The sequence below is a fragment of the Methanothermococcus jasoni genome, assembly GCF_049075655.1.
Taxonomy (GTDB): Archaea; AGJL01; Methanococci; order Methanococcales; family Methanococcaceae; genus Methanofervidicoccus.
In genome coordinates, this window is record NZ_CP157522.1 from 146,690 (window position 1) to 173,380 (window position 26,691).

32 protein-coding genes, 1 pseudogene and 2 CRISPR repeat arrays are annotated in these 26,691 nt (G+C 32.0%); of the genes and pseudogenes, 29 read left to right on the forward strand and 4 right to left on the reverse strand.

Going from position 1 to position 26,691, the window contains the following annotated elements; translation table 11 throughout:
- Positions 1 to 13: 13 nt before the first annotated feature.
- The 8 genes and pseudogenes from cas6 (at position 14) to Mjas_RS00745 (ending at position 8,836) form a co-directional block, all read left to right on the forward strand.
- A pseudogene (cas6, locus tag Mjas_RS00710) lies at positions 14 to 725 on the forward strand (CRISPR-associated endoribonuclease Cas6).
- Positions 726 to 1,098: 373 nt separating this feature from the next.
- Positions 1,099 to 2,467: direct repeats of the CRISPR family, unit length 30 nt; unit sequence GTTAAAATCAGACCATAGTGGGATGGAAAT.
- Between the two features lie 101 nt (positions 2,468 to 2,568).
- A CRISPR array of direct repeats spans positions 2,569 to 4,195; the repeat unit is 30 nt; unit sequence GTTAAAATCAGACCATAGTGGGATGGAAAT.
- 38 nt (positions 4,196 to 4,233) lie between these two features.
- On the forward strand, positions 4,234 to 4,383 hold the full coding sequence (locus tag Mjas_RS00715; protein WP_421077887.1) for a hypothetical protein: 150 nt from the start codon (positions 4,234 to 4,236) through the stop codon (positions 4,381 to 4,383).
- Positions 4,384 to 4,497: 114 nt separating this feature from the next.
- Entirely contained in the window at positions 4,498 to 4,683 is a 186-nt protein-coding gene (locus tag Mjas_RS00720) for a hypothetical protein (RefSeq protein WP_421077888.1), read from the forward strand.
- Positions 4,684 to 5,082: 399 nt separating this feature from the next.
- Positions 5,083 to 5,994: a hypothetical protein gene (locus Mjas_RS00725; protein WP_421077889.1), complete on the forward strand. Its 912-nt coding sequence runs from the start codon at positions 5,083 to 5,085 to the stop codon at positions 5,992 to 5,994.
- Positions 5,995 to 6,083: 89 nt separating this feature from the next.
- Positions 6,084 to 6,872, forward strand: coding sequence for a cell division ATPase MinD (gene minD, locus Mjas_RS00730; RefSeq protein WP_421077890.1), 789 nt, complete (start codon positions 6,084 to 6,086; stop codon positions 6,870 to 6,872).
- 40 nt (positions 6,873 to 6,912) lie between these two features.
- Complete coding sequence (locus Mjas_RS00735; RefSeq protein ID WP_421077891.1) at positions 6,913 to 7,482, forward strand: Era-like GTP-binding protein; 570 nt, start codon at positions 6,913 to 6,915, stop codon at positions 7,480 to 7,482.
- 46 nt (positions 7,483 to 7,528) lie between these two features.
- Entirely contained in the window at positions 7,529 to 7,957 is a 429-nt protein-coding gene (sepF, locus tag Mjas_RS00740; protein ID WP_421077892.1) for a cell division protein SepF, read from the forward strand.
- A gap of 15 nt (positions 7,958 to 7,972) precedes the next feature.
- Positions 7,973 to 8,836: a methanogenesis marker 8 protein gene (locus tag Mjas_RS00745; RefSeq protein WP_421077893.1), complete on the forward strand. Its 864-nt coding sequence runs from the start codon at positions 7,973 to 7,975 to the stop codon at positions 8,834 to 8,836.
- Between the two features lie 194 nt (positions 8,837 to 9,030).
- On the opposite strand, the gene argF is transcribed toward Mjas_RS00745, so the two are convergent.
- From argF to Mjas_RS00760, 3 genes are all read right to left on the reverse strand, one after another.
- The gene (gene argF, locus Mjas_RS00750; RefSeq protein WP_421077894.1) at positions 9,031 to 9,948 is read right to left on the reverse strand and encodes an ornithine carbamoyltransferase; all 918 of its coding nucleotides are present in this window, start codon (positions 9,946 to 9,948) and stop codon (positions 9,031 to 9,033) included.
- 153 nt (positions 9,949 to 10,101) lie between these two features.
- A complete protein-coding gene (locus tag Mjas_RS00755; protein ID WP_421077895.1) occupies positions 10,102 to 12,030 on the reverse strand; it encodes a cache domain-containing protein in 1,929 nt (642 codons plus the stop codon).
- 33 nt (positions 12,031 to 12,063) lie between these two features.
- Positions 12,064 to 12,444, reverse strand: a complete 381-nt coding sequence (locus Mjas_RS00760; protein ID WP_421077896.1) for a response regulator transcription factor — start codon at positions 12,442 to 12,444, stop codon at positions 12,064 to 12,066.
- A gap of 362 nt (positions 12,445 to 12,806) precedes the next feature.
- On the opposite strand from Mjas_RS00760, the gene Mjas_RS00765 reads away from it, so the two are divergent.
- Entirely contained in the window at positions 12,807 to 14,222 is a 1,416-nt protein-coding gene (locus Mjas_RS00765; RefSeq protein ID WP_421077897.1) for an FIST N-terminal domain-containing protein, read from the forward strand.
- 18 nt (positions 14,223 to 14,240) lie between these two features.
- Here the strand turns inward: Mjas_RS00765 and Mjas_RS00770 are convergent, their stop codons facing one another.
- Positions 14,241 to 14,819 carry a ZPR1 zinc finger domain-containing protein gene (locus Mjas_RS00770; RefSeq protein WP_421077898.1) on the reverse strand — a complete coding sequence of 193 codons (579 nt, stop codon included), beginning with the start codon at positions 14,817 to 14,819 and terminating at the stop codon, positions 14,241 to 14,243.
- A gap of 234 nt (positions 14,820 to 15,053) precedes the next feature.
- Between Mjas_RS00770 and Mjas_RS00775 the strand changes: the two genes are divergently transcribed.
- The 20 genes from Mjas_RS00775 (at position 15,054) to Mjas_RS00870 (ending at position 26,676) form a co-directional block, all read left to right on the forward strand.
- Positions 15,054 to 15,689, forward strand: a complete 636-nt coding sequence (locus Mjas_RS00775; protein WP_421077899.1) for a helix-turn-helix domain-containing protein — start codon at positions 15,054 to 15,056, stop codon at positions 15,687 to 15,689.
- A 19-nt stretch (positions 15,690 to 15,708) separates the two neighbouring features.
- The gene (gene ehaA / locus Mjas_RS00780; protein ID WP_421077900.1) at positions 15,709 to 15,987 is read left to right on the forward strand and encodes an energy-converting NiFe hydrogenase A subunit EhaA; all 279 of its coding nucleotides are present in this window, start codon (positions 15,709 to 15,711) and stop codon (positions 15,985 to 15,987) included.
- A complete protein-coding gene (locus tag Mjas_RS00785) occupies positions 15,974 to 16,465 on the forward strand; it encodes a hypothetical protein (RefSeq protein WP_421077901.1) in 492 nt (163 codons plus the stop codon). Before ehaA ends, Mjas_RS00785 begins: the two co-directional genes overlap by 14 nt.
- Positions 16,466 to 16,723 carry a DUF2109 family protein gene (locus Mjas_RS00790; protein WP_421077902.1) on the forward strand — a complete coding sequence of 86 codons (258 nt, stop codon included), beginning with the start codon at positions 16,466 to 16,468 and terminating at the stop codon, positions 16,721 to 16,723.
- A gap of 49 nt (positions 16,724 to 16,772) precedes the next feature.
- Positions 16,773 to 17,051 (forward strand): DUF2108 domain-containing protein, encoded by a 279-nt coding sequence (locus Mjas_RS00795; RefSeq protein WP_421077903.1) that lies wholly within the window; start codon positions 16,773 to 16,775, stop codon positions 17,049 to 17,051.
- 14 nt (positions 17,052 to 17,065) lie between these two features.
- A complete protein-coding gene (locus Mjas_RS00800) occupies positions 17,066 to 17,320 on the forward strand; it encodes an EhaE family protein (RefSeq protein WP_421077904.1) in 255 nt (84 codons plus the stop codon).
- A gap of 1 nt (position 17,321) precedes the next feature.
- Complete coding sequence (locus tag Mjas_RS00805) at positions 17,322 to 17,792, forward strand: DUF2106 family protein (RefSeq protein ID WP_421077905.1); 471 nt, start codon at positions 17,322 to 17,324, stop codon at positions 17,790 to 17,792.
- Positions 17,792 to 18,487, forward strand: coding sequence for an EhaG family protein (locus tag Mjas_RS00810; RefSeq protein WP_421077906.1), 696 nt, complete (start codon positions 17,792 to 17,794; stop codon positions 18,485 to 18,487). Before Mjas_RS00805 ends, Mjas_RS00810 begins: the two co-directional genes overlap by 1 nt.
- 289 nt (positions 18,488 to 18,776) lie before the next feature.
- Positions 18,777 to 19,439 carry a proton-conducting transporter membrane subunit gene (locus Mjas_RS00815; RefSeq protein ID WP_421077907.1) on the forward strand — a complete coding sequence of 221 codons (663 nt, stop codon included), beginning with the start codon at positions 18,777 to 18,779 and terminating at the stop codon, positions 19,437 to 19,439.
- A gap of 82 nt (positions 19,440 to 19,521) precedes the next feature.
- Positions 19,522 to 19,728, forward strand: coding sequence for a hypothetical protein (locus Mjas_RS00820; protein WP_421077908.1), 207 nt, complete (start codon positions 19,522 to 19,524; stop codon positions 19,726 to 19,728).
- A gap of 1 nt (position 19,729) precedes the next feature.
- Positions 19,730 to 20,617 carry a respiratory chain complex I subunit 1 family protein gene (locus tag Mjas_RS00825; protein ID WP_421077909.1) on the forward strand — a complete coding sequence of 296 codons (888 nt, stop codon included), beginning with the start codon at positions 19,730 to 19,732 and terminating at the stop codon, positions 20,615 to 20,617.
- A gap of 8 nt (positions 20,618 to 20,625) precedes the next feature.
- On the forward strand, positions 20,626 to 20,901 hold the full coding sequence (locus Mjas_RS00830) for a hypothetical protein (RefSeq protein ID WP_421077910.1): 276 nt from the start codon (positions 20,626 to 20,628) through the stop codon (positions 20,899 to 20,901).
- 9 nt (positions 20,902 to 20,910) lie between these two features.
- A complete protein-coding gene (locus Mjas_RS00835; protein ID WP_421077911.1) occupies positions 20,911 to 21,222 on the forward strand; it encodes an energy-converting hydrogenase subunit EhaL family protein in 312 nt (103 codons plus the stop codon).
- 11 nt (positions 21,223 to 21,233) lie between these two features.
- Positions 21,234 to 21,647, forward strand: a complete 414-nt coding sequence (locus tag Mjas_RS00840) for a DUF1959 family protein (RefSeq protein ID WP_421077912.1) — start codon at positions 21,234 to 21,236, stop codon at positions 21,645 to 21,647.
- A 16-nt stretch (positions 21,648 to 21,663) separates the two neighbouring features.
- A complete protein-coding gene (locus Mjas_RS00845) occupies positions 21,664 to 22,125 on the forward strand; it encodes an NADH-quinone oxidoreductase subunit B family protein (RefSeq protein WP_421077913.1) in 462 nt (153 codons plus the stop codon).
- A 79-nt stretch (positions 22,126 to 22,204) separates the two neighbouring features.
- Positions 22,205 to 23,335: a nickel-dependent hydrogenase large subunit gene (locus Mjas_RS00850; protein WP_421077914.1), complete on the forward strand. Its 1,131-nt coding sequence runs from the start codon at positions 22,205 to 22,207 to the stop codon at positions 23,333 to 23,335.
- A gap of 34 nt (positions 23,336 to 23,369) precedes the next feature.
- On the forward strand, positions 23,370 to 24,626 hold the full coding sequence (locus tag Mjas_RS00855; protein WP_421077915.1) for a 4Fe-4S binding protein: 1,257 nt from the start codon (positions 23,370 to 23,372) through the stop codon (positions 24,624 to 24,626).
- 58 nt (positions 24,627 to 24,684) lie between these two features.
- Positions 24,685 to 25,191, forward strand: a complete 507-nt coding sequence (locus tag Mjas_RS00860) for a 4Fe-4S binding protein (protein WP_421077916.1) — start codon at positions 24,685 to 24,687, stop codon at positions 25,189 to 25,191.
- A 23-nt stretch (positions 25,192 to 25,214) separates the two neighbouring features.
- A complete protein-coding gene (locus Mjas_RS00865; RefSeq protein ID WP_421077917.1) occupies positions 25,215 to 25,985 on the forward strand; it encodes a 4Fe-4S binding protein in 771 nt (256 codons plus the stop codon).
- 61 nt (positions 25,986 to 26,046) lie between these two features.
- The gene (locus Mjas_RS00870) at positions 26,047 to 26,676 is read left to right on the forward strand and encodes an HPP family protein (RefSeq protein WP_421077918.1); all 630 of its coding nucleotides are present in this window, start codon (positions 26,047 to 26,049) and stop codon (positions 26,674 to 26,676) included.
- The last annotated feature ends 15 nt before the right edge of the window (positions 26,677 to 26,691 follow it).

Below are 26,691 nucleotides of genomic sequence, written 5' to 3' on the forward strand. Positions count from 1 at the left end.
AGGGGAGGAGATTATGAGGGCAAAATTAGAGTTTAAAACTGAAAAAGGAACTTTAATCCCATTTAATCATCAGTATCATCTGGCATCTGCCATATACAATGTGCTTAACAATGCCGATGGGGAGTATTCAAAAAAGCTTCATGACTACAAAAAATATAAATTTTTCACTTTTTCTTTGTTGAATATTCCTAAACGAAAAATGGACAAAAATGGGATAATTACAAGAGACGGTAAGGTTTATCTATACTTATCTTCGCCAAATAACGAATTTTTAGGCAATTTTGTAAGTGGGATACTGGACTGTTATGGAAGTATTACAATTAATGGTGTAGAGCTCCTGCCAAATACTCTCACCATTGAAAAAATTCCAGAAGAATTTGATATATTGAAGACGATTTCTCCCGTTTATTTAAAAACTCTTGTTGATAACGAAAACGGTGCTAAAAAAATATATGATTTGCTTCCAGATGATGCCAAATTTTACGAGAACTTTAAAAATAACTTAAAAAGAAAGTATGAAGAGTTTTTATGGCAAAAAATGCGATTTGGATTTTAATTTTGAAATCTTAAAGTCAAAACAAAAAAGAATGAAAATAAAAAATACTTTTTGTAGATGTTCTGAATTGGTCTTTAAGGTTGAAGGAGATTATGATTTAATTAGATTTGGTTATGAGTGTGGATTTGGTGAAAAGAATTCTATGGGTTTTGGAATGTGTAGGTTTTAAATCCTTACTATTAACTATTATTTTTTTATAATATTGGTTATTCTTTTTCTATTTTTGAAAATATCCCCTCTACTTTCGTCGTAAATGTCTATTATTTTTGATATAATTAATAAATTTAAATAAATGAAATTATGGGGATTTTTAAAATATCTATACTATATTTAGTTATTTTATGGTTTTCCTTGCTAATTTTTTAAATTTTTAAAAAATACTTATAAAATATCGTTTATTTCTTTAAATATTTGTAAATTATCTGTCGTAGACGAACCCTAATACTATATATACTCTAAAAATCAATGTGATTCGAGATTCGAAAGTTTTAAATAGAAGAAATGCAAAGGTATTTAGTGTAAAATAAGGAATATTTTAAACTGTTAAAATCAGACCATAGTGGGATGGAAATTCAAAGAAGGATGCAATAGGTAGGAAAATAGAAAGGGGTTAAAATCAGACCATAGTGGGATGGAAATCGTGAAAAGGATAATATATATATATTAGCTCTATGGCGTTAAAATCAGACCATAGTGGGATGGAAATATATCAGTTGGATTCAGTATCAATTTTGGCGTTTGAAGTTAAAATCAGACCATAGTGGGATGGAAATATCCAGCCTTTATCATCATTATATGTAATTCTCGGACGTTAAAATCAGACCATAGTGGGATGGAAATATTTAACATATGTATAGGTACGCAATATACCAAATCCGTTAAAATCAGACCATAGTGGGATGGAAATGTTTTTCTTATGCTTTTGTTTTCCCAAAGCTTTGCTTTGTTAAAATCAGACCATAGTGGGATGGAAATATTCTTTTATATTTACTTCGTATATGTCTTTTTCAATGTTAAAATCAGACCATAGTGGGATGGAAATTTCTCTCTATTGTATTACTATGGTAATACTAATATATAGTTAAAATCAGACCATAGTGGGATGGAAATCAAAATGTAAATGATGCCCTTAAATCCGTTTTAAAGGGTTAAAATCAGACCATAGTGGGATGGAAATGCGTCATAGTCACACTTACATATAGTGTCTATATTTTGGTTAAAATCAGACCATAGTGGGATGGAAATAATGAAAGTGCGTCAAAATCAATTATTTCAATTTCGTTAAAATCAGACCATAGTGGGATGGAAATAAAAAGCGTATTAGACGATATTAATCTCAACATGTTAAAATCAGACCATAGTGGGATGGAAATTTTTTTTCCAAAGTTAATTATAAATATTGTTTTTTTTAGTTAAAATCAGACCATAGTGGGATGGAAATTCGTCAGTTGGTTCAAGTGTTCCGTCCTCTATGGTTAAAATCAGACCATAGTGGGATGGAAATCAATAACTGCTTCATTAATTGTAATTGTAACATCTAGTTAAAATCAGACCATAGTGGGGTGGAAATTTAAATCAAATACGATTATTGTATTGTTCTTTTGTAAAGTTAAAATCAGACCATAGTGGGATGGAAATTTTATAGGAGAGGGGTTTGTTTTTTCCCACACTCCCACGTTAAAATCAGACCATAGTGGGGTGGAAATTTAATTCGTCTAAGTTCATAATATCACCTTTCATTCATTCGTTAAAATCAGACCATAGTGGGATGGAAATTTTGATTCTTGGTTTATTATTCCAACATGTCCAGATTGTTAAAATCAGACCATAGTGGGGTGGAAATTTCATTATCCAACAATAGCGTAATTGATGACGATTTAGTTAAAATCAGACCATAGTGGGATGGAAATAATATTGAGATTGTAGGGATGAGTAGTAGCATATCCCCGTTAAAATCAGACCATAATGGAAATATAAAAACTGCAGAAGAAATATATAAACACTTGAAAAAGGTTAAAATCAGACCATAGTGGGATGGAAATTTTTATGACTGAAACATATTCTTTTATGGTATATTTGTTAAAATCAGACCATAGTGGGATGGAAATAATATATTTTCATACTATTTAAACCTTACTAAAAAATAGTTAAAATCAGACCATAGTGGGATGGAAATTTTCATGAAGAAGAACTAAAAAATGATGAGGATTTAAGTTAAAATCAGACCATAGTGGGATGGAAATATTTATTGGCTCGCTTCGCTCGCCAATCAATAGGAACCTGTTAAAATCAGACCATAGTGGGATGGAAATTCTCTTGCGTATTTGTGGGGTGGTGGGGGTTCTCTTCCGTTAAAATCAGACCATAGTGGGATGGAAATCTATCTTATGGGGGTATTCTGGAATTACGAGAGTTTGTTAAAATCAGACCATAGTGGGATGGAAATTCAAAACAAGGTTGGGCTTTTGCCCTGACAATATATGAAGTTAAAATCAGACCATAGTGGGATGGAAATTAGGAAGTTTATTCGTTCTATTCTGATCGATAAACTCGTTAAAATCAGACCATAGTGGGATGGAAATTTTGGATGTTTAATTGAAAGTGGATTTATTAAAGTTAAAATCAGACCATAGTGGGATGGAAATATGGGAATGAGTTAAAATACTGCGTATTTGTTCTGAACGTTAAAATCAGACCATAGTGGGATGGAAATCATATAAAAAAAGCGGCAGAGATGAGGCTCACAGGTTTGTTAAAATCAGACCATAGTGGGATGGAAATTCATTAATTCAATAATGATGTTAGACTTTGTTTTTACCGTTAAAATCAGACCATAGTGGGATGGAAATGTTTGGATCGTTGCCAGGATGAAAACAACAGTAGGTTAAAATCAGACCATAGTGGGATGGAAATGATGGTCCTGTTGAGTTTATTGGGTGATTGGGTGATTGTTAAAATCAGACCATAGTGGGATGGAAATACTGCATATCTTCGTCCTTGTTTTGCATTATCAATATAGTTAAAATCAGACCATAGTGGGATGGAAATATCTGTAATTACGTAATCGATTAAATAGAAATCGTTAAAATCAGACCATAGTGGGATGGAAATCTAACAACGTTGTTGGTAAAATCATGGGATAATCCAAAGTTAAAATCAGACCATAGTGGGATGGAAATTTTCTTTTAAAAATTCATGGTAGAGCCTGTGTGGTTAAAATCAGACCATAGTGGGATGGAAATTTTCTTTTAAAAATTCATGGTAGAGCCTGTGTGGTTAAAATCAGACCATAGTGGGATGGAAAGTATTTTCAGATATTGGCGTTATTGTCAAATATTGAGAGGTTAAAATCAGACCATAGTGGGATGGAAAGCGATTTGGGTATTGGCGGATTACTTGAGGGGGTGGTAGTTAAAATCAGACCATAGTGGGATGGAAATTCCTGCTGGTGCAAGGACAGTCATCAGGGGCTGTTGTGTTAAAATCAGACCATAGTGGGATGGAAATGGTGAAATGATACTAAACGCATTTAATTTTATATGGTTAAAATCAGACCATAGTGGGATGGAAATATCGTCTGGCAATCTAGATAATATTTCTGCTGGGCAGTTAAAATCAGACCATAGTGGGATGGAAATTTGTCGTTCTTTATATTGTTAAAATCAGACCATAGTGGGATGGAAATTGATGTTGAACCAAGTAGCATTGAAGAATTCAAAGAGTTAAAATCAGACCATAGTGGGATGGAAATTATTTTGTTGAATACATTTTTATTTTTCGAGATAATTGTTAAAATCAGACCAAGTGGGATGGAAATAACTCAATAATTAACTTAACGGATAATGAATATAGAAAGTTAAAATCAGACCATAGTGGGATGGAAATAGAAATTATAGAGCGTATGGCAGATATACTTTTAGAGGAGTTAAAATCAGACCATAGTGGGATGGAAATACGATATTGAATGCACAAGTAAGTTATGGAAGTTGGTGTTAAAATCAGACCATAGTGGGATGGAAATAAAATCAAAGGATGGCAAGATAAATATTTACATTACAGTTATAAATCATCTCTATGGAGTTTATTCAAATGAGCTCAGGACATATGGAAAAATACAAAATGTATAAAAAGGACTATAACAACCTAAGGCATACAACAATAGTAGCTCACGGGTTTAAAGGGATAAAAAATTATTAAATAAAATGCTAACAGATAATCCAAATTAATAAAGATATTGATAAGTATTTCAAAACTATTAAATCAGAATTCTTCAATATTGCAGACAAAGATGAATCGAATATATTTGACAAACTAAATGATGAGATAATATATAATCTATAATATTTTTTTATTTTATAGTTAAATAAACTAAAAAATCCCAATTTAATAAAAACCTTAAATTTTTACCTATTGGAATAGAAATTTTTTTATTGGCTATTCAAAATATTTTATATTTATGTTGAATATATGGAAAATCATAACCGAACCATCTCTAAGGTATAATTATAGTTTATTCAAGTGATAGCATGCAATTTAAAGAAAAAGAAAAATTATTGGCAGAAATAATTAAAAAAATAAATAAAATAAGGAAGGATTTAAACCTAAAAAATACGAATTTTGAAATAGTGGATATAGATATAAAAACAAATAAAGAAAATGAATCTATATTTTTAATAATCTACGCTTTAACCCGTTCTGATAAATCCACAATCATAGGACCCGGAGGGTGGGTCGTTGGAAAATTAAGAGAAGATTTAAAACACCAATTTGACAAAAATTTAATAATAAGAGTAGAAAACTATATTGATAAAATTATATTAAAAGAAAAAAAGGAAGAAGCAATTTTATTTTTAAACAAAATCGGATTAAAAAAAGGTCAAAAAATAATGGTTTTAGTTCAATGCGATTATGATTTATCCATTTTGGATTTCTTGAAAAGATATTTTAATGTATATGCCGTATCTTTGGATATTGGAACTGTTGTATTACCCCCAAATAATAAAAAGATAATTGAAGATTATTTCATAAGCAATAACATACCTTATAATTTTATAAAACCTGTTGAATTAAGTAGAAAAGACATACTGGACGCATTAAATGATTATCCCTGTGATATCATCTGTGGTAATATGAACAAATACCTTATAAAGGAATGTGTGGATAAAAATATAAAATACATTATAAATAATCACATATCCGAGAATTACAAAAAAGATGAATCCACTGGAACACATATTTTAAATTTTTTAAATTTATTTCCATTGAAAAGAAACTCTTTAAGAAACCCTTACCTAAACTGTCCTTTAATGATACAATCCTGCAAAAAAAATAATAATATAAAAATAAAATTGATAAACAAAATAGTGTCAAATACATACGATGGATTAATCGAGCCAACAGAAGGTTCTGAAAAAATTATGAAAATAATAAATTCATAAAATTTAACCATATTATTTATCATAAAACTAATTATAATTCATATTATAATTATATTTATATAATTTATTCCAAACATACTGGTGATTTCATGATTATTACCATAGCCTCTGGAAAGGGTGGCGTAGGAAAAACTACAACTTCTGCAAACTTAGGGGTTGCACTATCAAAAATTGGAAAAAAAACCCTTATTGTAGATGGGGACATTTCAATGGCTAATTTAGGTTTAATATTTAATTTTGAAAAAAAGAGACCTTCATTACATGATGTTCTTTCGGGAGAATGTGATGTAAAGGATGCAATATATAAACATAAAACCGGAGCTCACATACTACCTACAAGTTTATCAATAGAAGGATATAAAAAATCTGATTTGGATTTATTTCCCGAAGTTATATCCGATGTTGCCGATGACTACGACTATGTAATAATAGATGCACCGGCTGGATTAAACAGGGACATGGCCATCCATTTGGCAATAGCAGATAAGGTTTTAATTGTTCTAACACCTGAGCTCTTTTCAATAGCCGATGGAATTAAAATAAAACAAAGTAGTGAAATGGCAGGAACTTCAATATTGGGTGCTGTTTTAAATAGAACTGGAAGAGATTTTGGAGAAATGGGGATTGATGAAATTGAAATGATTGTTAATGAAAAAGTTATTAGCACCATACCTGAGGATGAGAATATAAGAAATGCCACATTGAAAAGAATGAGTGTAATTGAGTATTCTCCAAAATCCCCGTCATCAAAGGCATATATGGAGCTAGCACTTAAAATTATTGGCTCTTATGTAGATATGAATAAAATTGAAGAAGTTTATAATAAAAGTTTTATTGATAAAGTAAAAAGGATTTTTTTAAGATTTAAAAATAAATAATAATAATATTTATATATTATTATTTAAAAAAAGGTGTAGCATGATTAATAATACCCCATATAAAGAAGAATTTAAAATAGTTTTGATAGGTCCAGAAAATTCTGGAAAATCGGCACTCTTGAATGCTATTTTTGGAAGGTATATCTCAAATGTTTCGGAAGTTGGAGGAACTACGAAGAGACCAGTAAAAAAGTTTTGGGGAAAATTAAAATACGGTAAGTCAAAAAAGGAGCCGAAAATTGCAAATATATCCTTCGTAGATTTAGGCGGGCTTTATGCAGGTGAAAAAAAATCTCCAATAATGGTTGGAAAAATTCTCGAAGAGACTTATAAGGAGATGGAAAAGGCAGATATAATCATCCATGTTGTCGATGGAGAAAAAGGTCTATCAAAAAGCTTTGAAAAACTTCATCATTTACTTAAATATCGATACCAAAAGCCCATTATAGTTGTTATCAATAAATGTGATTTACTTGATAACAATAAAAGAGATTATTTAAAAAATCATATTGAAGAAAGACTGGAAAATAAGGTTATTTTTACATCAACAATAACCTATGAAGGCATTACAAATCTAATTGATACCATTATAAAATTCCTAAAAAAGTGAATTAAATAATTATTATATATGATAAAAGTAGTTATATGGTGAAAATATGGTATTTGAATCAATAAAGGAGTTAATTAAAGGAGGAACAAATAATAAACCAAAATTAGAAACTAGCCCAGTAGCAATTGAGGATTATGTCGAAGTTCCTGTTAAGATTCATGATGACAGCAATATTATAAAAATAAAGGTTTGCGAGCTCGATGATTATAGGGATGCCACAGACATATCTGTAATGATTGATGCAGGATATATTGTTATTGCAAATACCATAAATTTAGAAAGAGATATGGACGAGGATTACGCAAAATTGCTGGCATATTTGAAGAATAAAGTTTCAGAATGTGATGGAACAGTAATTAAAGTATGTGAAAGTAAAATAATGGCAGTTCCCAACAATGTGGTAATTGAAAAATTAATTAAAGAACCTGAGGAAGCATCTGAAATAGAAGGTAGCGAGGAATGGGAGATAAAATAAAAAAGAGAGGAAAAAATGGAAGATATTCACATAATGGAGGCTCTTGGGAAATCTAAGGTGGTTGTAAAAAATGGGAAAGTTGTTGAAGTTGGAGAACCTTTGATAAGGTATTGTCCATTGTTTGCAAAACATAGGGGCATGGATGAATTAAATAAAGAAACCATTAAAAAGAATATAGAATTTAGAATAAAAGATTTTGGATTATTTACAGAAAATAGGGTTGTTGAATCCAGGGAATGCATAGTTGGATTTGGAACGTCAGAGATATTCATGACTGCATTGAAAAATAAATTGCTTGATGCCGTGGTGATTGTTAGCGACTGTGCTGGAACAGTAATAACAAATAATCCATATCTAGTTCAGGGGTTGTGTGGGCGAATATCTGGAATAATAAAAACTACGCCAATTCCAAAAGTTATTGAAAAAATAGAAAATGCTGGCGGCGTTGTGTTAAATAAGGATAATGCAGAAATCAACCAATATAAGGGAGTTGAACGGGCATTGGAATTAGGTTATAAAAAAATAGGAGTAAGCATTGCCAATTTGGAAGATGCTAAAAAAATTAAAGAATTGGAAAAAACATTTGCTGAAAAATCTGTAAAAATTATAACCTTTGGCGTTCATACAACAGGGTATAATAAACCAGATGTTGAAAAATATTTGAAATACCTTGATTTAACCACGTGCTGTGCTTCAAAAGGTGTTTTGGAAGCAGTAAAAGGACATGTGAAGGTTCAAGTGGGAAAATCTGTTCCAATATTTGCACTTACTCAGTATGGGAAAGAATTAATATTGGAAAGAATGGAGGAATTGGAAAGACCGATATTGATTACACCTCATGATGAGCTCCCAGATGTTAAAGGTAATTTTTATATCTAAGTGAATTACTCTTTTACTTTTATTTTCAATTGTATTAAATTTAATAATTATTTATTTTTCATTATTTTTATCAAATATATACTTGAATACAGCTTTTTGAGCGTGTAATATAATTTCCAGCGCAACCTTTAAAAAAGGTTGCATCCAAAGTCCAATACTCACTATCGCTCGTATTGGAACCTAAAATTGAACATTTACTTTTTATCAAATATATACTTAAACACAGCCTTTTGAGCGTGTAATCTATTTTCAGCTTCATCATAAACAACAGATTGTTCTCCATCAATTACATCATCAGTTATTTCCATTCCCCTATTTGCAGGAAGGCAGTGCATTACAATAGCATCATTTTTTGCATAACTTAATAGTTTTTCATTTATTTGGTAAGGTGGGAATGTTCTTTTGACTTCTTCCAAATCTTTGTTTTTATCACTCATACTTATCCATACATCTGTGTATAATACATCAGCATCTTCTGCCCCTTCTTTTGGGTCATTTGTTAGTGTTATGCTACCTTCTCCGTATTTATCCACTATTTCCAATGCCTTTTTTACAAACATTGCATTTGGTTCATAACCTTCTGGTGTGGCAGCATACACATCCATTCCAAGCAGAGCTCCGCCAATCAATAGGGAATTACACACATTGTTTCCATCACCAAAATAAGATAATTTAAGACCCTTTAATTTGTTTTTATGTTCCTTTATTGTTAAGAGGTCTGCCAATATCTGACATGGATGTGCCAAATTACTCAATGCATTAATTACAGGAACATCGCCGTATTTTGCCAGTTCTTCAAGTGTTTTATGATTCTTAACTCTTGCAACAATTCCATCCACATATCTGCTCATTACCTTTGCAGTGTCTTTTATACTCTCTTTTTTTCCCAGGTGGGTTTCTCCGGTATTGAGCATTAAAGAATGTCCCCCCAACTCATTTACTGCAATATCAAAACTTATTCTCGTCCTTGTTGAGGGACTTTCAAATATTAATGCTATATTTTTATCTTTTAATATATCCTCGGTTTTTCTATTCTCTTTAAAATAAATGGCGTCTTTAATAATATTTTCAACATCATTTCTCTCTAAATCTCCCAAAGTTAATAAATGCATAATATCACCCTCATGAACATGAAAAACATAATCTAAACATATTTGAGATTATTTTATTTAACTATCATTATATTTAAAACTTGTTAATATAAAAGCATTCGATTTTCAAAACCACGAAGATTTTTAAGACCTCACTTAAAAATAAAATAAATATTAGTTTATTGGAATAATTATATGGAATATACTTCCATTACCCAAGTTACTTTCTACCCAGATAGTTCCACCATGGGCTTCTATGATACTTTTGCACACTGCCAAACCCAATCCAGAACCGCCTTTTATCCGTTTTGCAGGGGAATCCACCTGGTAGAATCTATCAAATATCCTATCTAAATCTCTCTTAGGTATGCCCGGACCGTTGTCTATAACCTTCATATGGATAGAATTGCCCTCTTTTAATACTTGAATTTCCACTTTTTCATTTATGGGTGAAAATTTTATGGCATTTTCAATTAAATTGGTTAAAACCTGAGTTATTCGGTCTTTATCACCATTTAGAACCATATCATTTATTTTATATATTATTTTAATATTTTTTTCATCTGCAAGTGGTTTTAAGGTATCAACAACATCTTCCACGAGCTCCTTTAAATTTATCTTTTCCATTTGCATTTCTAATTCTCCACGCTCTATTTTGGATAAATCAAGCATGTTATCTATTAATCTTTTTAATCTATCGATGTTTTCATTTGCAATTTCAAGGCATTTTCTCTGGGTTTCAGTAATCGCCCCCATTGTTCCATCCAACACGAGCTCTACATATCCCTTTATTGAAGTTAATGGTGTTCTCAACTCATGAGATACTATTGCTACGATGTCTGATTTTAATTTATCCAATTCTTTCAATTCATTGTAGGATTTTTCCAATTCTTCCGCCTGTTTTTTGAGTTTCTCATTGGATTTTCTTATCTCATCAGCCATTTTATTAAATGCTTTGGCAAGTTCTCCAAATTCATCGTTTGTATCTACATGAACTCTAAAATCATAGTTTCCGTTACCTATCATCTCTGCTCCTTTTTTTAGCTCTTCAAGAGGTTTTGTAATCTTTCCATTTATTACAAAAGACACCATTAGAGCTATTAGAAGCCCTAATATTCCAACTCCAAGTATAAGATTTTTTATACTGTTTTGAAGAACTATAAATGGCTTTTTAGGCATTCCCACATACAACATCCCTATAATTTCATCATTGCTATTTTTTATTGGCTTATATGCAGTTAAATACCAGTCATTAACAACAAAAGCCATCCCATAATAAGTTTCTCCATTTTTTATAACTTTATCATACACTTCCTTTGAAACAAAGGTTCCAATAGCTCTTTTATTATCGTCCTGAACATTTGTGGATATTCTAAGACCATCCAAAAATATCGTTGCAGTATCTTTTGTAGCCTCCTTTATCTTATCTACAAAAGAGTTGTCTTTGTTCAGAATTTTTGATACCATTATTGCTCCAATAATATTTCCATCTTCATCTCTAATAGGTTTAATGGATACCAGTGCGAGAGCTCTTGTTTCCACAGATTTATTTATAATTGGGTGTCCTGAAATTGATTCATAATCCACACCTGTTTTAATAATATCTATTTTTGTTTTATTTTCAATATTCTCCTTTTTTACAGTATTTTCATCTAATATTTCAATAGATGATATACTTTTCCCATCAAGTGCTTTTTTTACAAGTGGCAAGAGCTCAGTATCATTTGTTATATCGCTGTTTGACCTTACCACAACATGCCCATTACTGTTGAATATTGTTGCAAAATCAGCATCTCCTGATTTTTTTGTTAGTATGGCGATTTCTTTTAATTTTGAAATATTATTATTTTTAAGTGCAGTTATTGTATCTTTTGAATTGGCAGAATACTGACATACCGTAGATAATTTATCAATCTGGTCTGCCATAAAACCTTCGGCAGTATGTAAATCAGTGTTTATTTTTTCCTGAGCCTGTTCATTCATAGTTTTTGTTATAATATCTGTTGATACCATCCCCAAAATCAATATGGGTATTAATGCAACAACTATTGAATAAATTGTTAATTTTGTTCCAAATTTTTTTATGGCAGGTAATTTGCCCATATTTACACCTGATATATATCTATCTTATTTCAGTTATTGTTCATTTAATTTATATTCTTCTAAAACACGGTTTATTTTATCAAGCAATTCCTTTTTTTCAAAGGGTTTTATGATGTAATCATCCACATGTTTTTTAACGCCTATTTCAATATCTTTTTCCTGAGCAAGGGCTGTTAAAGCTATTACAGGCGTATTTTTCCACTCTTTTTTTGACCTTATAATATCTAAAACTTCCCAGCCACTCATTCCTGGCATCATTATATCTAGCAATACTAAATCAGGCATACATTCCATTAATTTTATAGCCTCATACCCATCAGGTGCTGATAAAACCTCGTAATTATTTACTTCAAGTATTATTTTCACAAGATTTAATATATCCTCGTTATCTTCAACCACAAGAATTTTAGCCATTTTATCTCCCTTGATTGTATAATTATATAGTAAAAAATTATAGTTGCATTGATGGTAAATAGTCAATTATAATTTAATAAAATCATCTGGGAAATATTTGCACCGAATATATAAATAAATTCTTACATATGGATTATTCTCCAAAATTTATAAAATAATATTTTTTTATAGTTTATTTACCTTAATATATTATGTTTATGAAAATTTAAATAAATATACATTTATTTGAAAAATTCAGAATTTATAAGTATAACTTAATAGATTGACCATATTTAATTAACAATATAGTATTAATTACAGCTATTATAGTTTTATTAAAGTGTTGGTTATTTTATCAAACAAGTATATATGGCGGTGTTAATGTGAGATTCATAGAGTTCGGACAGGGATTTTCAGACGACGACAACCCACTAAAAGCAGGAGCTCATGCCACATCAAATGCATTAAAACAATTAAACAAATATTCGGAACACCCAAACATCGTATTTTTATTTTCCTCTCCTGATTATGACCCAGAGGAGATATTAAACGGGGTAAAACTTATAATGAATACCAAAACACCAGTTGTGGGGGGAAGTTCCAAATTTCAAATTGTGAATAATAAGCTACTAAAAAAAGGAGTGGGCGTTGGAATCCTGTCTTCAAAGTATATACATATAGGTGTTGGAGTGGGTTTGGGAGTATCTATAAATCCAAGAGAATCTGGGAAAAAAGCCATTCAAGATGCCGTGGAAAATCTTGGCATGATTCCAAAATTCGTCATGGTATTTATGGACTTCTGTAAATTTGAAGAAGAGGTTTTAAAAGGCATAATCGATATCTTAGGTATTACAATCCCCATATTTGGCGGAACTACTACCGACGACTTTGAATTTAAAAAAACATACCAATACTGCAATGATGTTTATTTCGATAGTGTAGTTTGCGTAGCTTTTGGTGGAGATATTTTGCCAAAAATAGCCTATGGAAACTACTCGGAAACGGATGAAACATCCAATACAATAAAAAGCAAAAATAAAACAGTCATAACAGAAACAAATAAACGATACATTTACAAGCTAAACAGCATAAACGCACTTGATTATTATAAAAATATCTCAAAATTCAAAGGCACCTATGATAAGCTCCAAAAAGATAGGCAATTTTATCTATCCAATGCGTTTGGTTTGGTAAATCCAAATAATGAAATTTATTTAAAAGGACCCATATCCATAAAAAACGGAGTTTTAATATGTGGTTCGAATATTGTTGAAGGAAATGAATTGAAAATGGTCAATATAACAGATGCAAAAATTAAACAATTATTCGAGAGCTCCACAGAATTGCTGATTAATACTGCACCAAAGTATGATTCTCCATTAACATTCTGCTGTTCATCCATATATTTGCCCGAAATATCGGAAGAATCTGTAAAAAATAGTTTGGAATCCGGTCCTTTAAATATTTTTGGATTTACATCCTATGGAGAAGCGGTTTTAAGGGAATATATGAATTATACAGTATCAATGTGTTCCATAGTTCCTGATTTAGCTTCTATTAGTGCAAAAGATGGAATCCACATGGTTACAAAATATCCCGCTACAAAAGAAACCATATTAAAAATAAATGAAATGGGCGGTGTAGTAAAGATAGAGGAGCTCGCAAAAGCACTTGGTATTCATAGGAGAACAGCTTATGATAGGATAGAACCTCTCCTTCAATACGGATTTGTTGAAAAGGAACATGCTGTTATAAAAATAACGGATTTTGGAAAATTGCTATTGAAGCTTTGGATTTAATTTTTTATTCTATTTTATTCATTTTTCCATAATAAAAACACCATTGTTGTTTAACAGCTTTATTTCCTCATCTGTAAGTTTTTCTTCCTTAACTCCATCTCCAATTATGGCACTGTGTCCAAGGGGGTCTTCAATTATAAGTGTTGCAGTTTCTTTTCCATTTTTAATATTTTCAATTCTTTCTGCTATTTCTTCTGCTTTTTTCTTCTCCTCGTCAGTTTCTACCCAGTTCATCAATGTTTTCAATGAATCTTCAAGACGGTTCAGTACACCTTCAACATTTGAAATATATCCTTGTGAAGCTGGGCCTGGTTTAACTTCGAAACCTAATTCAGGTATTTTTATATAACCTGTGGAACTTTTTATAACCCTTTTATTCAGGTCTCCTTCTCCACATATTTTTAAAATAAATCTTTTTGGTTCTTTAACTTCTATTGGAAGTACATCGCTCTTTCTATACTTGCATTTATCACATATCATGGTGGTTTCAATTACCTTCCCAAGATATGGAATATCCAGTTCATTTGTCATGATTTTCAATGCGTTTTTAGCACCACATATTGGACAGTCTATAATATTTACTGATTTAACTTCCATGTTCTCACCGATTGTTTTTTTAAATTTAATATATATTATTTCTTTCGTCCTTTTTTTATTTTCTGCCCCATTATTACTTTATTTGGATTTTGTAATAACATATATAGTTTTTGGTTTAATCATAGGGAAAAATTATATATATATCATCCGTCAAGAATAATATTATTCTCATGAAATAGATAATTATTGAATATGATATATATCGGAAATATACTTCCTATGTGATGGGATACCATGTATAAAAAACTTGATATTATAGAGCATGCCATTTTATTGAATCCCAAATATATAAAAATATTCCGTAATAAACTAAAAATAACTCAGTCAAAACTTGCTGAGGAAAGCGGAGTTAGTCAATCTCATCTGAGCATGCTTGAAAAGGGAAAGAGAAAAGCCACGAAATCTCATGCCGCAGCAATAACCCTTGGGTTATTAAAATGCAGTAATATCTGGGATAAAGAAGATCCAATTCTCTATCTTCTCGATATACTCTCATTAACGAAACTTGAATCCACAATAGTGGAGTTTGTTAAGGAGCTCATTACTAAAAACAGCCTGCATAAAAAATACATTGAGGGATATCCGGTTTTTATTGTTGATAAAGATTTTTTTACCGAATACATTAAAAAAAATCTTAAAGTAGTAAATATTGAGAAGATAGTGTTTTTTAGGGGAAGATTAAATGTTAGAGGAACATATTCAGATAACAGGGATATTGACATATATTTGGATTGTTCAGACATCAGAAGATTAGAAACCAAAATCTCTAACGTCCTTGGGAAAAAGACAGTTATTCAAATATTCCCAAAAGAAGAGATGCCTCCAATATATTCCATTAAAAAAGATGGTATTGTGATACATTGTTGGTAATGCATTAACTGGTGATATGATGGATTCATTATATACATTGATTTATTTCTATGGCATTTCAGTTATTTCTTCGATAGTTATTGGAGCAATGCTAAAACTACCTTTAAAACCAAATATGGATTCTTTTGAAGGCAATATTTTGTTCCCGACGGTATTTGTTGCTTTGGGATTAACTGCGATTACTGAATTTTTATTTGGTTTAGATATCGTTTTATGTATTATTATGGGTATAACTTCTGCTTTATTTTCAAAATACACGAACAGGATATTCCCGGGTGTTGATTATGGAAATCATTGAGTTTGTAAAGTTAATTATGGCATCTGTAATATGCTGGATAAACTTTGTAATAGTAGATACATACTTTGGATTACCAAAAAAACCCGGAGTATCGGGTGCTGATGTAATTGGAAAGAAGGTGGAGAAAATTGGAGGAAATATAAATGGAGGATATTTTATGGGAAATATCGTATGCTCCCCCGATGCATCAGCTGGGACATTAATGGCAGCCATATTCTACTACGTAATGGGTTTTGAAGGCGGCCTTATTGCTGCACTCTTTATATTCATAGGTAATAGGTTGTGTAATGACCCAGGTTATGCGGGAACCATTGGAACCATAACTGCAACAATCTTGATATATTTATGCAGTGGATTTATAGAACCTCAGTATTTTATTGCTGGAATGGTAATTGCAATATTCACAATCCAAGGATTCCATCATGTGTGTGCCTCTAAAATATTAGGGAGTATAGCAAAAAAGATGGGGAGGATATAAATGGATATCATAACATTGTCAATAGGGATTATAGTGGTCATTGTAGGATTAAGAATATTTTTAACAAGAAGTAGAGCTCTAAAATTACTATATGTTTGCTGTTTAAACTTTTGTATAGCTGCATTAATTGTACTATATATAAAAAGCCCGATGGGGGCCATTGCAGCAATAGTATATTTTATATGCTCCACTGTGTCAAGCAACGCTATAGCTCATACCATCGGTGAAATGAAGAAACTTGAAAAAATATCAAAATAAATATGAGATAACGGAGATGGTCAATTTAAAGATAAAATAAGGTGATTAAATGGATATTTTACCATTAGTGTCTATATTTTGTTGTATTATTGGAGGGATAGGAGTAATTTTACATACTGACTACATAAATAAAATTATCATGTTTGCATTCTTGGAAGCTGGATTAATAGGATTGGTATCTTCATTTTATTATCTGGATGTGGCAATGATTTCATCCATATTGGAGCCAATAGGCACTATAATATTATTATTAGGTTCTTTAAAATATGCACATCTCAAAAGAACCAAGAAAAAATATAGTTCAGAAGTTCCAATACTTGTAAGATAAATATGGTGGATAACATGAATTTAGTTATATTAACAATGTACATTGGTTATTTCCTATTAATAATAGGAACAATTGGTGCAATATTCGGTCCAATGTCCAATGACCCGCTTAAAAGGCTCTTAAATATAGAGGTGCCGTCAATGGGTGTGGCATTAATTCTCCTAGCATATAATGAAACACTTGCGCTTATGACGTTTCTTGCAGTAAATGCCGTGCTTATGCTAGTATTTGTTAGGGCGATTATCAAAAATGAGGAATTGGAGGCATAATATGAGAAAGCTCAGTAAAATGTGGAATTATATATCAAAACCTGAGGTTGTTCCAAGATTGTTCGCAGGATTCCTATGTTTAGCATTATTTATTGAGTTTTTCGCCCCCACAACATTTAACGAAAATCAACTATATCCAAAAGATGTTCCGCAAGGTCAAATTTTTAAAACCCCCCTTGCCCCTTATGACAGAGGAGGAGCTCCTCTTGAAAAAGCCGCAGATATTAAGACACAGTATCCACAGTTTGAACCAATAAGGGGAAAAATAACTGCATACCTATCTCCAATATCTATTTGGATTAGTGAAAAAACTCCATACTTTGGAACAAGCATTGTATCTACTCCGGGGGGCATATTGGACGAAATATTATATTATACACGAGGATTTGACACAATACTTGAATCTACTACATTATTAATTTCATTTATAATATTTAGCTGGATATACCTCAATAGAGATGAGGTGGAATAATGGATATTGTAAGTTATTTGTTTAATAAAACTGTTGTTGTAGGATTTATAATTGGAATATTGTCATTATATGCAATATCCCGCCAAAAATCCGACTTACATATGCTTTTGTTAGCTGACCTTGTGGAATGTGCCATGTTGGTGGTGATAGCCGCCGTTGGAACAGACCTTGCGGAAGCCCTTATACTTCCAGGATTGGTCGTTGGAATGGCAGAACTTTTGGCAGTTTCCGAGGTGCTTGTGCTTAGAAATGAAATGAAAAATGATAGAAAATCAAAAGTCAAAAAATCAAAACTTCTTGAAGAATTCATTGCAAAGGAAAGCCCTCATATCGATGTAAAATTTGGTAAAATGGAAGTATTATATAGTGCCCCAAAATTTATGGCATTTGTATTGGTGGTATATGGTGCATTATTAACCGGATTTACAGGAGGTGCTGTAATAGCAAGTGGGTTGCTGTTCTATCTTTTATCGCAGGGAGCTACTGGAAAAGGAATTTCACTTAGCAGGTTAAAATATACGTGGGAATCAATTTCTGGATTTTCAGGAATTATGTGGGCACTCTGGGTATTATTTGGATTTGTTGGATTCTTTCTGTTTCCTCAAAAATACCTGTATTTCCTGTTAATAGCGGGCTGTGCATTGGCATTAAAAGTTGGCTCAAAACTTGGATTGATTGGTGATATTCTAAAATAAAATTATACATTGTCAGCTACCAACGACTAAAGTCGTTGGCTTGCCCTTCCAACTCCCTCAATAATAAGGGCGGAGGACATTAGGCTGGCTGACGGACAGCCCTGTATTATTTACCAATAAAGCCCTTCCAACCGTATCCACTCTACCGAGCTTCGTGCCTTAGGGCTTATTACAATTTATAGTTCATACAACATATAAATTTTTCGGCATTCCTCCAACGGCTAAAACCGTTGGCTTCCTGCCGAAGGAATCGTGAATACAGGTGATAGGAGTAAAATATGGTGATGTTATGTTTATGGACCCAATCACAGGGAATTTTTACGGATATATACCTTTCGGAGATATTATATTCTATTTAACGGACTTTTCAATGATAGCATTTCTTGTTGCATTGTTCTTTACATTAGTGGTATATCTTACAAAACCTGAACAACAGCTGGAAGCTCAGATAAATGACTTTGGCGATAAGCTCAACATCGTATCATTGAAAGAATTAAAGATAAGGCGGCTAATGGCTATTATTTGTGGAATAAGCACAGCATTTGCCATGCTCACAGGAGATATATTCGATTATGCACTATTTCTTGCTGTGGTAGGTATTGCCAATATTGGTATAGTTTCAGCTGTTAAGAAAGAATGGGTGTTAAATGCGGCATACCATTATGGAATAATTGCAATAATTTCATCCCTTCCATTGTTTGGAGCTGCGGCATTAATTTTAGCAAAAACGGGAACTCTATCAATATTTGAACTATCAAAGACATCTCATGATATATTCTATCAAAAAATAATTTATGCTGTGGGAATGGTTGGTGAAACTGGTATAGCTCCATTTTATGCAGCAAAGGCAGAGATGTTCAGAGCTCCGGGGGCACCCTATATTTTGATGATACACCTTTCATCACTGCTTATAATTATTAGAACAGCTGAAATCTTACTTACTATCCATTAAATAATAAACTAAATAAAATATTATATTTATTTATGATTAAAACCATTATAGGTTCTCAAAATAATAAAAGAGCGTGATTCATATGACGCCAGAAAAAAAGAGTGGAATTATTTCCTTAATTATAGGACTAATCGGATTTATATATATTATATTATGTTCAAAAAGTGTATTTTTAGTTTATATGGGCACTGCATTATTCACTCCATTTATAGTTTATGGATTTGGAATATTGTTAAATCCGGATACTAGAAGAAAAGACGAAGGGCAAATCCCATTTAGAGGGTGGTAATATGGATGCAATATTGTCAATAGGACACATAATAGGAGCTCTCTCATATACATTATATGCTTTCTTAATTGGTGGATTATTATTGGGATTCCATAGAAAAATAATATCAAGGGTGCAAGGGAGACCAGGACCTCCAATAATTCAGTATTTGATACACACATTTAAATTCTACATCAAAGAAATTACGTTTCCAATTACTGCTGGAAATCCGCTGTATTTATTTGTGGCGTTGATGGATATTATGGTGTGGATGTCTGCATTGTTTGTGGGGGTCGTATTTGAATCCTCATTGTTAATATTGGTTGGATTATATGTTCTTCAAAAAATTGTTGAGCACGGATGCGGGCTTAGTAGTGGTTCCCCCTATGGAAAACTGGGAGGGGTTAGAAGTGTATTCTCAGCTGCCGCCGAAGTTCCATTATTTGCAGTAGTTGGAATAATCTATGTATTAACTCATTCATTGATGATAGGAGATATAATAAATTATCAAGCGGTAAATGGTCCGATACTATTTAAACTTCCACTTGCAGCATTTGCATTCTTTATATTGCTTGTTTCCAAGGCACCAAACAGTCCATTCGGCATAGTTAAGGATAAGTGTATTGTCAGCGGATACATAACAGAACATTTTGGAACCCTTGAATCAATTATATTGATTTCAGATGCAATAGCATGGTTTGTTCTCCTTTGGCTATTTATAGCATTATTTATCGGTCCAGTATTGATATTGAATCCACTATTGACATTAGTTGGAATGGTTGCCCTAACATTTATAATATCTATGATATGTGCCATAACCCCACTATTAACGCCAAATCACTCGGTCATGCTTCAAATATTGATTGCATCCCTGACTATGATAGATTTACTGTATATGGTTGTTCATTAGGTGATATCATGAAAAATTACATTTATCTCTTAGCAATATCCTGCTTTACATTATTGGGCGTCTTGGTTTCAATAAATATGTTTCAAACTAACATTATGTCAGTAATTGGGCTTTTTATCGCAATATTGTTTGTGATAATTGCCTTTAAATCAAATAAAATTAAAACTATTGCACATACCATGGAAAATTTAGAGATATTATTTATGTTCTTGGTATTTATAGGATTGTTGTATTTAAGTTATTCGATGTATTCTGTAAATACCAATTTGCTATTGATAAAATAAGGTGATTCTATGAATGAGGTGCCATATAATATACTTTACAGCACAATATGTCTTGTAATTGGAGGGTTTTTAGGACTATCTTATAGTTATAAAAAATATCATATGCCTTATGTGGAAAAAGTCAGGGATAAATATGCATTAATTTGTTCTATAATTGGAGGATTGATATTTTTAATAGACTTGCCATATCATTTAAATTATCCTATTGCATGCCTTTTAATTGGCGTTCCTTTTGGGATGAGACCAGGATATGGAAATGTAGAGCTGTATATTGGACTTATTATCGCATTTGTAGGATATTTAATTAAGGCGAACTTATAGGGGGTGATATTATGGAACTTAATTTAAAAAAAATAGATGAAATTCAATGCGAAGGAACTTTGGAGCAAAAATACAATATCATAAAAGACAACAGATATCTAATGGAAGAAGTTATTGTTCCAATTTCAAATGCCTTAAAACTTCCATTGGAAGATGTTATTGAAATATTCGTAAAAAAGTATGATGGAGTTGCACTTTATGAATCTCATGCCTTTGCTGAGCAGGCAAGAATGGCATGTTTAGGAAGAAAAGTAGATATAGATTTAGGACTTTGCTGGATTTCTGATTTTTTTGGTTTAATTCCAAGAGAAGAGGCTGATTTAATAAGAAAAAAAGTGGTTGAAGATACATTGATGCATCATAAACCCTACAATGAAGCATTGAATATTGGCAGAGAATTGATTATAAGTCTTTTAAAAGAATAGCAATTGGAGGAACAGCATGATAAAAGAATTCTTCAGAAAGAGGTCCATATACGTTTGTATTGTAAATACGGGAGGATGCAATGGATGTGATATAGAACTTGTATCCACGCTTGCTCCAAGATACGATATTGAACAGTATGGGATTTATGTGCATAATAATCCAAGGGAAGCTGATGTTCTGGTTATCACAGGACCTGTCACGCTTCCGTGGAAAAATCGACTTAAAGAAATATATGAAAAAACACCAGAACCAAAAATTGTTGTGGCTGTTGGAGCATGTGCTTTGAGTTGCGGCATATTTAGAGAAGGTCATGTTTGCGGTCCAGTGGATAAGATTATCCCAGTAGATGCAAAACTTCCTGGATGCCCACCAAGACCTGGTGAAATAATTGAAGCAATATTGAAAATAGCACCTGATGCCATAGCGGCAAAAGAAAAACTTCTTAAAAAACAGGCAAAAGAAGAAATCAAATCATAGTTTAGTTTGAATATAGGACATATAAAAAATAAATGAAAATGAAATAAAAGAATAAATAAAAATAAAAAACAGTGATACAATGAATGTAGTGCCCATAGGACCCATAAATCCAGTGTTAAAAGAACCCATACGGGTAAAACTCATAGTTGAAGGTGAAAGGGTAATAGGCTCGGAAATAGAAATGGGTTATGTCCATAGAGGTATTGAAAAAATAATGGAAGGAAAGCATTATCTAAAAGGAATACACCTCGCTGAGAGGGTGTGTGGCATATGTTCATACATACATACCCAGACCTTTGCAGAGTGCATTGAGCATATGTCAAAGATTGAAGTTCCAGATAAGGCAAGATATTTAAGGGTAGTTACAACAGAGTTGGAGAGAATACACAGCCATTTGATAGCCGCCGCAGTGTATGATTTATCCATTGAACACGAAACACTTGCAATGTGGTGTTTAAGTGCGAGGGAGCATGTAATGGATTTACTGGAAATGATGTGTGGAAACAGAGTAAATATGGGGTTTAATGTAGTTGGCGGAGTTAGATTGGACATTAATAAAGAAATAATGGACAAAATTTATAAAAAACTAAATGAACTTGAAGAAGATGTAAAAAATATAATGGAAGCGTTTAAAACCGGTCCTTTAATAAATTTAAGAGGTAAAGGCATAGGAGTTATTGGATATAAAGAAATAATGAAAACAAGAGCAGTTGGACCAGTGGCTAGAGCTTCTGCACTGCCAGAATGTGATTGGAGACTGAGACATCCAACATATAAAGAACTTAAATTCAAACCTGTCTGGGCTGACGAAGGGGACAACTCTGCAAGAATGATAGTTAGACATGAGGAAGTTTTGGCAAGTATAAGTCTTATTAGGAAAGCACTGGAATTATATGAGGAGAGCTCAGGTGGTGTAAGAGTTAAAGCCAATATAAAAGGCGGTTCCGGTGGATGGAAAAATGAAGCTCACAGAGGTGAGGTTTATTATAAAATAGCCATTACAGATGGAGGATTGATTAAAAGAATAATGATTAGAACCCCAACAGTCATGAATCTTGAAGCTTATAAATACATGCTAAAAACTTGTCCAACAGTTTCAGATGCAGTTACCACCTATACTTCAATCGACCCTTGTGTATCATGCACTGAAAGAACAATCGTATTGAAAGATAAAAAAACAGGAAAAATTACCCCTTATTCATTCAAATAAGTTTAGTTTAGCAAAAATAACAGGAGTGAGTTTTATGTCATCATCAATATGGTATCTCTATGAATTTGTGAGAAAAAAATGGATTAAAAAATTTTTGGATGCCAAAACAGAAGAAGAAAGTGTTATTGCCCCAAAACGATACCGAAAGATTCCCCCAACTGTGGATTATCCTGAAAAATGTATAAGTTGTGGGGCATGTGAAGGTTCATGTCCATCATTTGCTATCGAAATGGTAGATAATTCAGAATATAATAAAAAAATTCCTGAAATAGATGCAGGAGCTTGTATAAGTTGTGGAAATTGTGTAGAATCATGTCCTACAAGAGTTTTAGAGATTGGAACATTAATGGAAGAAACAGATGGTCTTCCCTGGAATGTTCCAAAATATACCAATTTAATAATCGATGAAGAGCTCTGTGTAAATTGTGGCTCCTGTAAATTAGTATGTCCTGTTGATGTAATTGGATATAATGAAACTACCCATTTTATTGACGAAAATGGATGTATTGGTTGTAAGCGATGTATTGAAGCCTGCCCTGTGATTGATGCGATAAAAACCTATGATGAAAAGATATTAAAAGAAAAAATCGATAAATGCTATCGCCTAAAATTTGAAAGACTAATAACTAATGTCAAAGACAGCAATGACAAAAACTCTGATGGTAAAAAAGAAGGAAAAGAATGTGAAAAAGAAGAAGAAAATGATAATAAAAATAATAACTGTGAAAAAATCTCTGAAATTCCAAGAATAGTAAAAAGTCTCTGCATATCTTGCGAAAACTGTGTAGATGTATGTCCTGGACATATAGATTTAAAAAACTACAAAGTAGTTGAATGTGTAAAATGTGGAAACTGTATAGAAGTATGCCCAACCACAGCAATGAGAATTGGAGAGGTTGTAAAAACCACCAAAATAAAGGACAAATGTTATATTATTGATGAGAATTCCTGTATTGGATGTAGAATTTGCTATAAATTATGCAATGTCGATAATGCCATATTAATATCTAGCGAAACTCGACTACCTTATATAAATCCAGAATCTTGTGTAAGATGTGGATTATGTTATAGAGAATGTCCTGTTGAGGTAATAAGTTTAACCAATACAGAAACAGTTTTCGAAAGATACAAACTGAGAAAAATAAAAGATGAATTTGAATCTGTGATTAGGTCAGATTTAGAAGAATTCTCTAAGAATTACTTGATGTCAAAAAACGACATTGTAGAATTTGCAGAAATTAAGGTTAATGAGGCTGTTAATAACCATAAAAATAAAAAAATAGGCTCCTAATCTAAAAATAAAAGTAAATAAACCAAATACAAATATAAAAAATAGAAGAATGATTGATATGTCACCAAAAGTCATACCTGCTGAAGAGGTAATATATAGACATTTCAGAGATTTAGAAGTTGAGTTAAGTTTAGATGACAAAATCGTCAAAAAGCGGATTGATATTGACCATAAAAAATGTTTATCCTGTAATATATGTGTTGAAGCATGTCCAATCAATATTATTGAATCAAATATCCCATTTCCGCCAATAATACATGAAAATTGTGTCTATTGCTCAACTTGTGTAGAGGCTTGCCCAGTGGATGCAATAGAAATCACCCACATTGTGGGTAAAATCTCCAAAGGAAATATAATCATTGAAAGATGGGCTAAAAATGAAAAACTAATATATAATCGTATGAAATGCGTTTCCTGTCTTGTATGTATGAAAAACTGCCCATTTTGTGCCATATATGAATCAAAAGGAGCTGTTGGGTTTGATATGGAAAAATGTCGCTTGTGCGGGCATTGTGGATATCTTTGTCCATCAGATGCCATAGATTTTGAAGGAGCTCCTGAGTAGCTTAAAACTTAAACGGTGGTTTGATGATAACCATAAAAAAACCTATTAAAAAGATAATATCTGACATTTCAGATAATTTATGTTTTGATGAAGAAGAAGTCAATAAAATAATCCAAGAAATAACAAATCTTTCTGAAAAATATATTTATGTATTTCCAAAAAAATGCGTAAGATGTGGATTATGTTATGAGGAATGCCCTGTTGATGCAATAACAAAACCTACTGTAAGAAAACCTGCTGAGATAATACCTGAAAAATGTGTAAAATGTGAAATATGTGCTAAAACTTGTCCTGTTGATGCCATTGAAGTTTTAGATGGTGAGGCATATCTAAATGGAGACAGCATAATATATAAATTAAAAGAAACCGAAGTCCAACATAGGACTGTTCGATTAAAAAAATACGATATAGATTTGGAAAACTGTATAAAATGTGGAATTTGCGATAGATACTGCCCAACAAAAGCAATCCATGTGGAGAGAAGAAAAAGTTTCGATGTAAATTTGGATTTATGCGTTGGATGTAAAGCATGTGAAAATGTTTGTCCAAAAAAAGTAATAAAAGTCCAAAATGAACTGGGAGAAATTCCATTTAATAAGGACATTACCGTAGATAACGATACCTGTATAAAATGTCTTGCCTGTATCGATGAATGCCCTGTTAATGCCATAGATGAGATTAATGAAGGGGTGGAAATAAACAAATCGACATGCATATATTGTGGAAGATGTGAAAAAGTCTGTCCTGTGCATGCTATTGAGATTAAACAATTAAATAATGATATAAAAAATTAAAATAGATAAAAAATTAAATAAAAATATTAGTATATATTATTAAAAATAGGTGGGGTTAATTATGAAAGTAAAGGAATTAATGGATACTAAATTTTTAAGAATATATCCAGATTATACTGCTAAAAAAACCATAGAGCTCATGTATAGAAAAAAAAGATACAGCACCGCAGTTCTTGACAATAAGGATAAATTAATTGGATGGGTCATGTCAATAGATTTGGCATTAATTGATGATAAAACTAAAAAAATAGAGGAAATAATGCATCCTCTTGAAGATGTAATTACATTGCATGAAAATGACCCTGCAAGGGACGCAGTTGTAAAGATTGTGGAATATAAGGTAATGAGCATACCTGTCCTAAATAATGAGGGAAAGGTTGTGGGAATGGTTAGAAACTGCGATATAACAAAAACACTTGCAAAATTATATGATATTCCAGTTTATAATCTATTCAAAACCTTTGAAAAAGAGCTGAAAGGTATAACATGGGATGAGCTCATGGAAGCCGCAGCAGTTGTAACAAAACATACTACTGGGGAGGATATATCTGCCAAAGAATATGAAAAAAGAATAGAAAACACAACCTTCGGTCAGGCATTGTGGGCGTGCGGAGGTTTGGAAAAATTCTTTGCAGGATTGATAAAAATTGGAGAAATTGCCATTGCTAGAAGAGTGGCTAAGGTAAGATAATGGAATATTATTTAA

Bases quoted from the DNA above. Each gene is read 5' to 3' on its own strand.
- Mjas_RS00810 (WP_421077906.1), top strand. From the start codon at position 17,792: ATGGATATTGTAAGTTATTTGTTTAATAAAACTGTTGTTGTAGGATTT.
- Mjas_RS00820 (WP_421077908.1), top strand. From the start codon at position 19,522: ATGACGCCAGAAAAAAAGAGTGGAATTATTTCCTTAATTATAGGACTA.
- Mjas_RS00800 (WP_421077904.1), top strand. From the start codon at position 17,066: ATGAATTTAGTTATATTAACAATGTACATTGGTTATTTCCTATTAATA.
- Mjas_RS00745 (WP_421077893.1), top strand. From the start codon at position 7,973: ATGGAAGATATTCACATAATGGAGGCTCTTGGGAAATCTAAGGTGGTT.
- Mjas_RS00845 (WP_421077913.1), top strand. From the start codon at position 21,664: ATGATAAAAGAATTCTTCAGAAAGAGGTCCATATACGTTTGTATTGTA.
- Mjas_RS00830 (WP_421077910.1), top strand. From the start codon at position 20,626: ATGAAAAATTACATTTATCTCTTAGCAATATCCTGCTTTACATTATTG.
- sepF (WP_421077892.1), top strand. From the start codon at position 7,529: ATGGTATTTGAATCAATAAAGGAGTTAATTAAAGGAGGAACAAATAAT.
- Mjas_RS00725 (WP_421077889.1), top strand. From the start codon at position 5,083: ATGCAATTTAAAGAAAAAGAAAAATTATTGGCAGAAATAATTAAAAAA.
- Mjas_RS00865 (WP_421077917.1), top strand. From the start codon at position 25,215: ATGATAACCATAAAAAAACCTATTAAAAAGATAATATCTGACATTTCA.
- Mjas_RS00735 (WP_421077891.1), top strand. From the start codon at position 6,913: ATGATTAATAATACCCCATATAAAGAAGAATTTAAAATAGTTTTGATA.
- argF (WP_421077894.1), bottom strand. From the start codon at position 9,948: ATGCATTTATTAACTTTGGGAGATTTAGAGAGAAATGATGTTGAAAAT.
- Mjas_RS00850 (WP_421077914.1), top strand. From the start codon at position 22,205: ATGAATGTAGTGCCCATAGGACCCATAAATCCAGTGTTAAAAGAACCC.
- Mjas_RS00770 (WP_421077898.1), bottom strand. From the start codon at position 14,819: ATGGAAGTTAAATCAGTAAATATTATAGACTGTCCAATATGTGGTGCT.
- Mjas_RS00825 (WP_421077909.1), top strand. From the start codon at position 19,730: ATGGATGCAATATTGTCAATAGGACACATAATAGGAGCTCTCTCATAT.
- Mjas_RS00795 (WP_421077903.1), top strand. From the start codon at position 16,773: ATGGATATTTTACCATTAGTGTCTATATTTTGTTGTATTATTGGAGGG.
- Mjas_RS00755 (WP_421077895.1), bottom strand. From the start codon at position 12,030: ATGGGCAAATTACCTGCCATAAAAAAATTTGGAACAAAATTAACAATT.
- Mjas_RS00835 (WP_421077911.1), top strand. From the start codon at position 20,911: ATGAATGAGGTGCCATATAATATACTTTACAGCACAATATGTCTTGTA.
- Mjas_RS00870 (WP_421077918.1), top strand. From the start codon at position 26,047: ATGAAAGTAAAGGAATTAATGGATACTAAATTTTTAAGAATATATCCA.
- Mjas_RS00715 (WP_421077887.1), top strand. From the start codon at position 4,234: ATGGAAATTGATGTTGAACCAAGTAGCATTGAAGAATTCAAAGAGTTA.
- Mjas_RS00855 (WP_421077915.1), top strand. From the start codon at position 23,370: ATGTCATCATCAATATGGTATCTCTATGAATTTGTGAGAAAAAAATGG.
- Mjas_RS00775 (WP_421077899.1), top strand. From the start codon at position 15,054: ATGTATAAAAAACTTGATATTATAGAGCATGCCATTTTATTGAATCCC.
- Mjas_RS00840 (WP_421077912.1), top strand. From the start codon at position 21,234: ATGGAACTTAATTTAAAAAAAATAGATGAAATTCAATGCGAAGGAACT.
- minD (WP_421077890.1), top strand. From the start codon at position 6,084: ATGATTATTACCATAGCCTCTGGAAAGGGTGGCGTAGGAAAAACTACA.
- Mjas_RS00860 (WP_421077916.1), top strand. From the start codon at position 24,685: ATGTCACCAAAAGTCATACCTGCTGAAGAGGTAATATATAGACATTTC.
- Mjas_RS00790 (WP_421077902.1), top strand. From the start codon at position 16,466: ATGGATATCATAACATTGTCAATAGGGATTATAGTGGTCATTGTAGGA.
- Mjas_RS00760 (WP_421077896.1), bottom strand. From the start codon at position 12,444: ATGGCTAAAATTCTTGTGGTTGAAGATAACGAGGATATATTAAATCTT.
- Mjas_RS00815 (WP_421077907.1), top strand. From the start codon at position 18,777: ATGTTTATGGACCCAATCACAGGGAATTTTTACGGATATATACCTTTC.
- ehaA (WP_421077900.1), top strand. From the start codon at position 15,709: ATGGATTCATTATATACATTGATTTATTTCTATGGCATTTCAGTTATT.
- Mjas_RS00785 (WP_421077901.1), top strand. From the start codon at position 15,974: ATGGAAATCATTGAGTTTGTAAAGTTAATTATGGCATCTGTAATATGC.
- Mjas_RS00805 (WP_421077905.1), top strand. From the start codon at position 17,322: ATGAGAAAGCTCAGTAAAATGTGGAATTATATATCAAAACCTGAGGTT.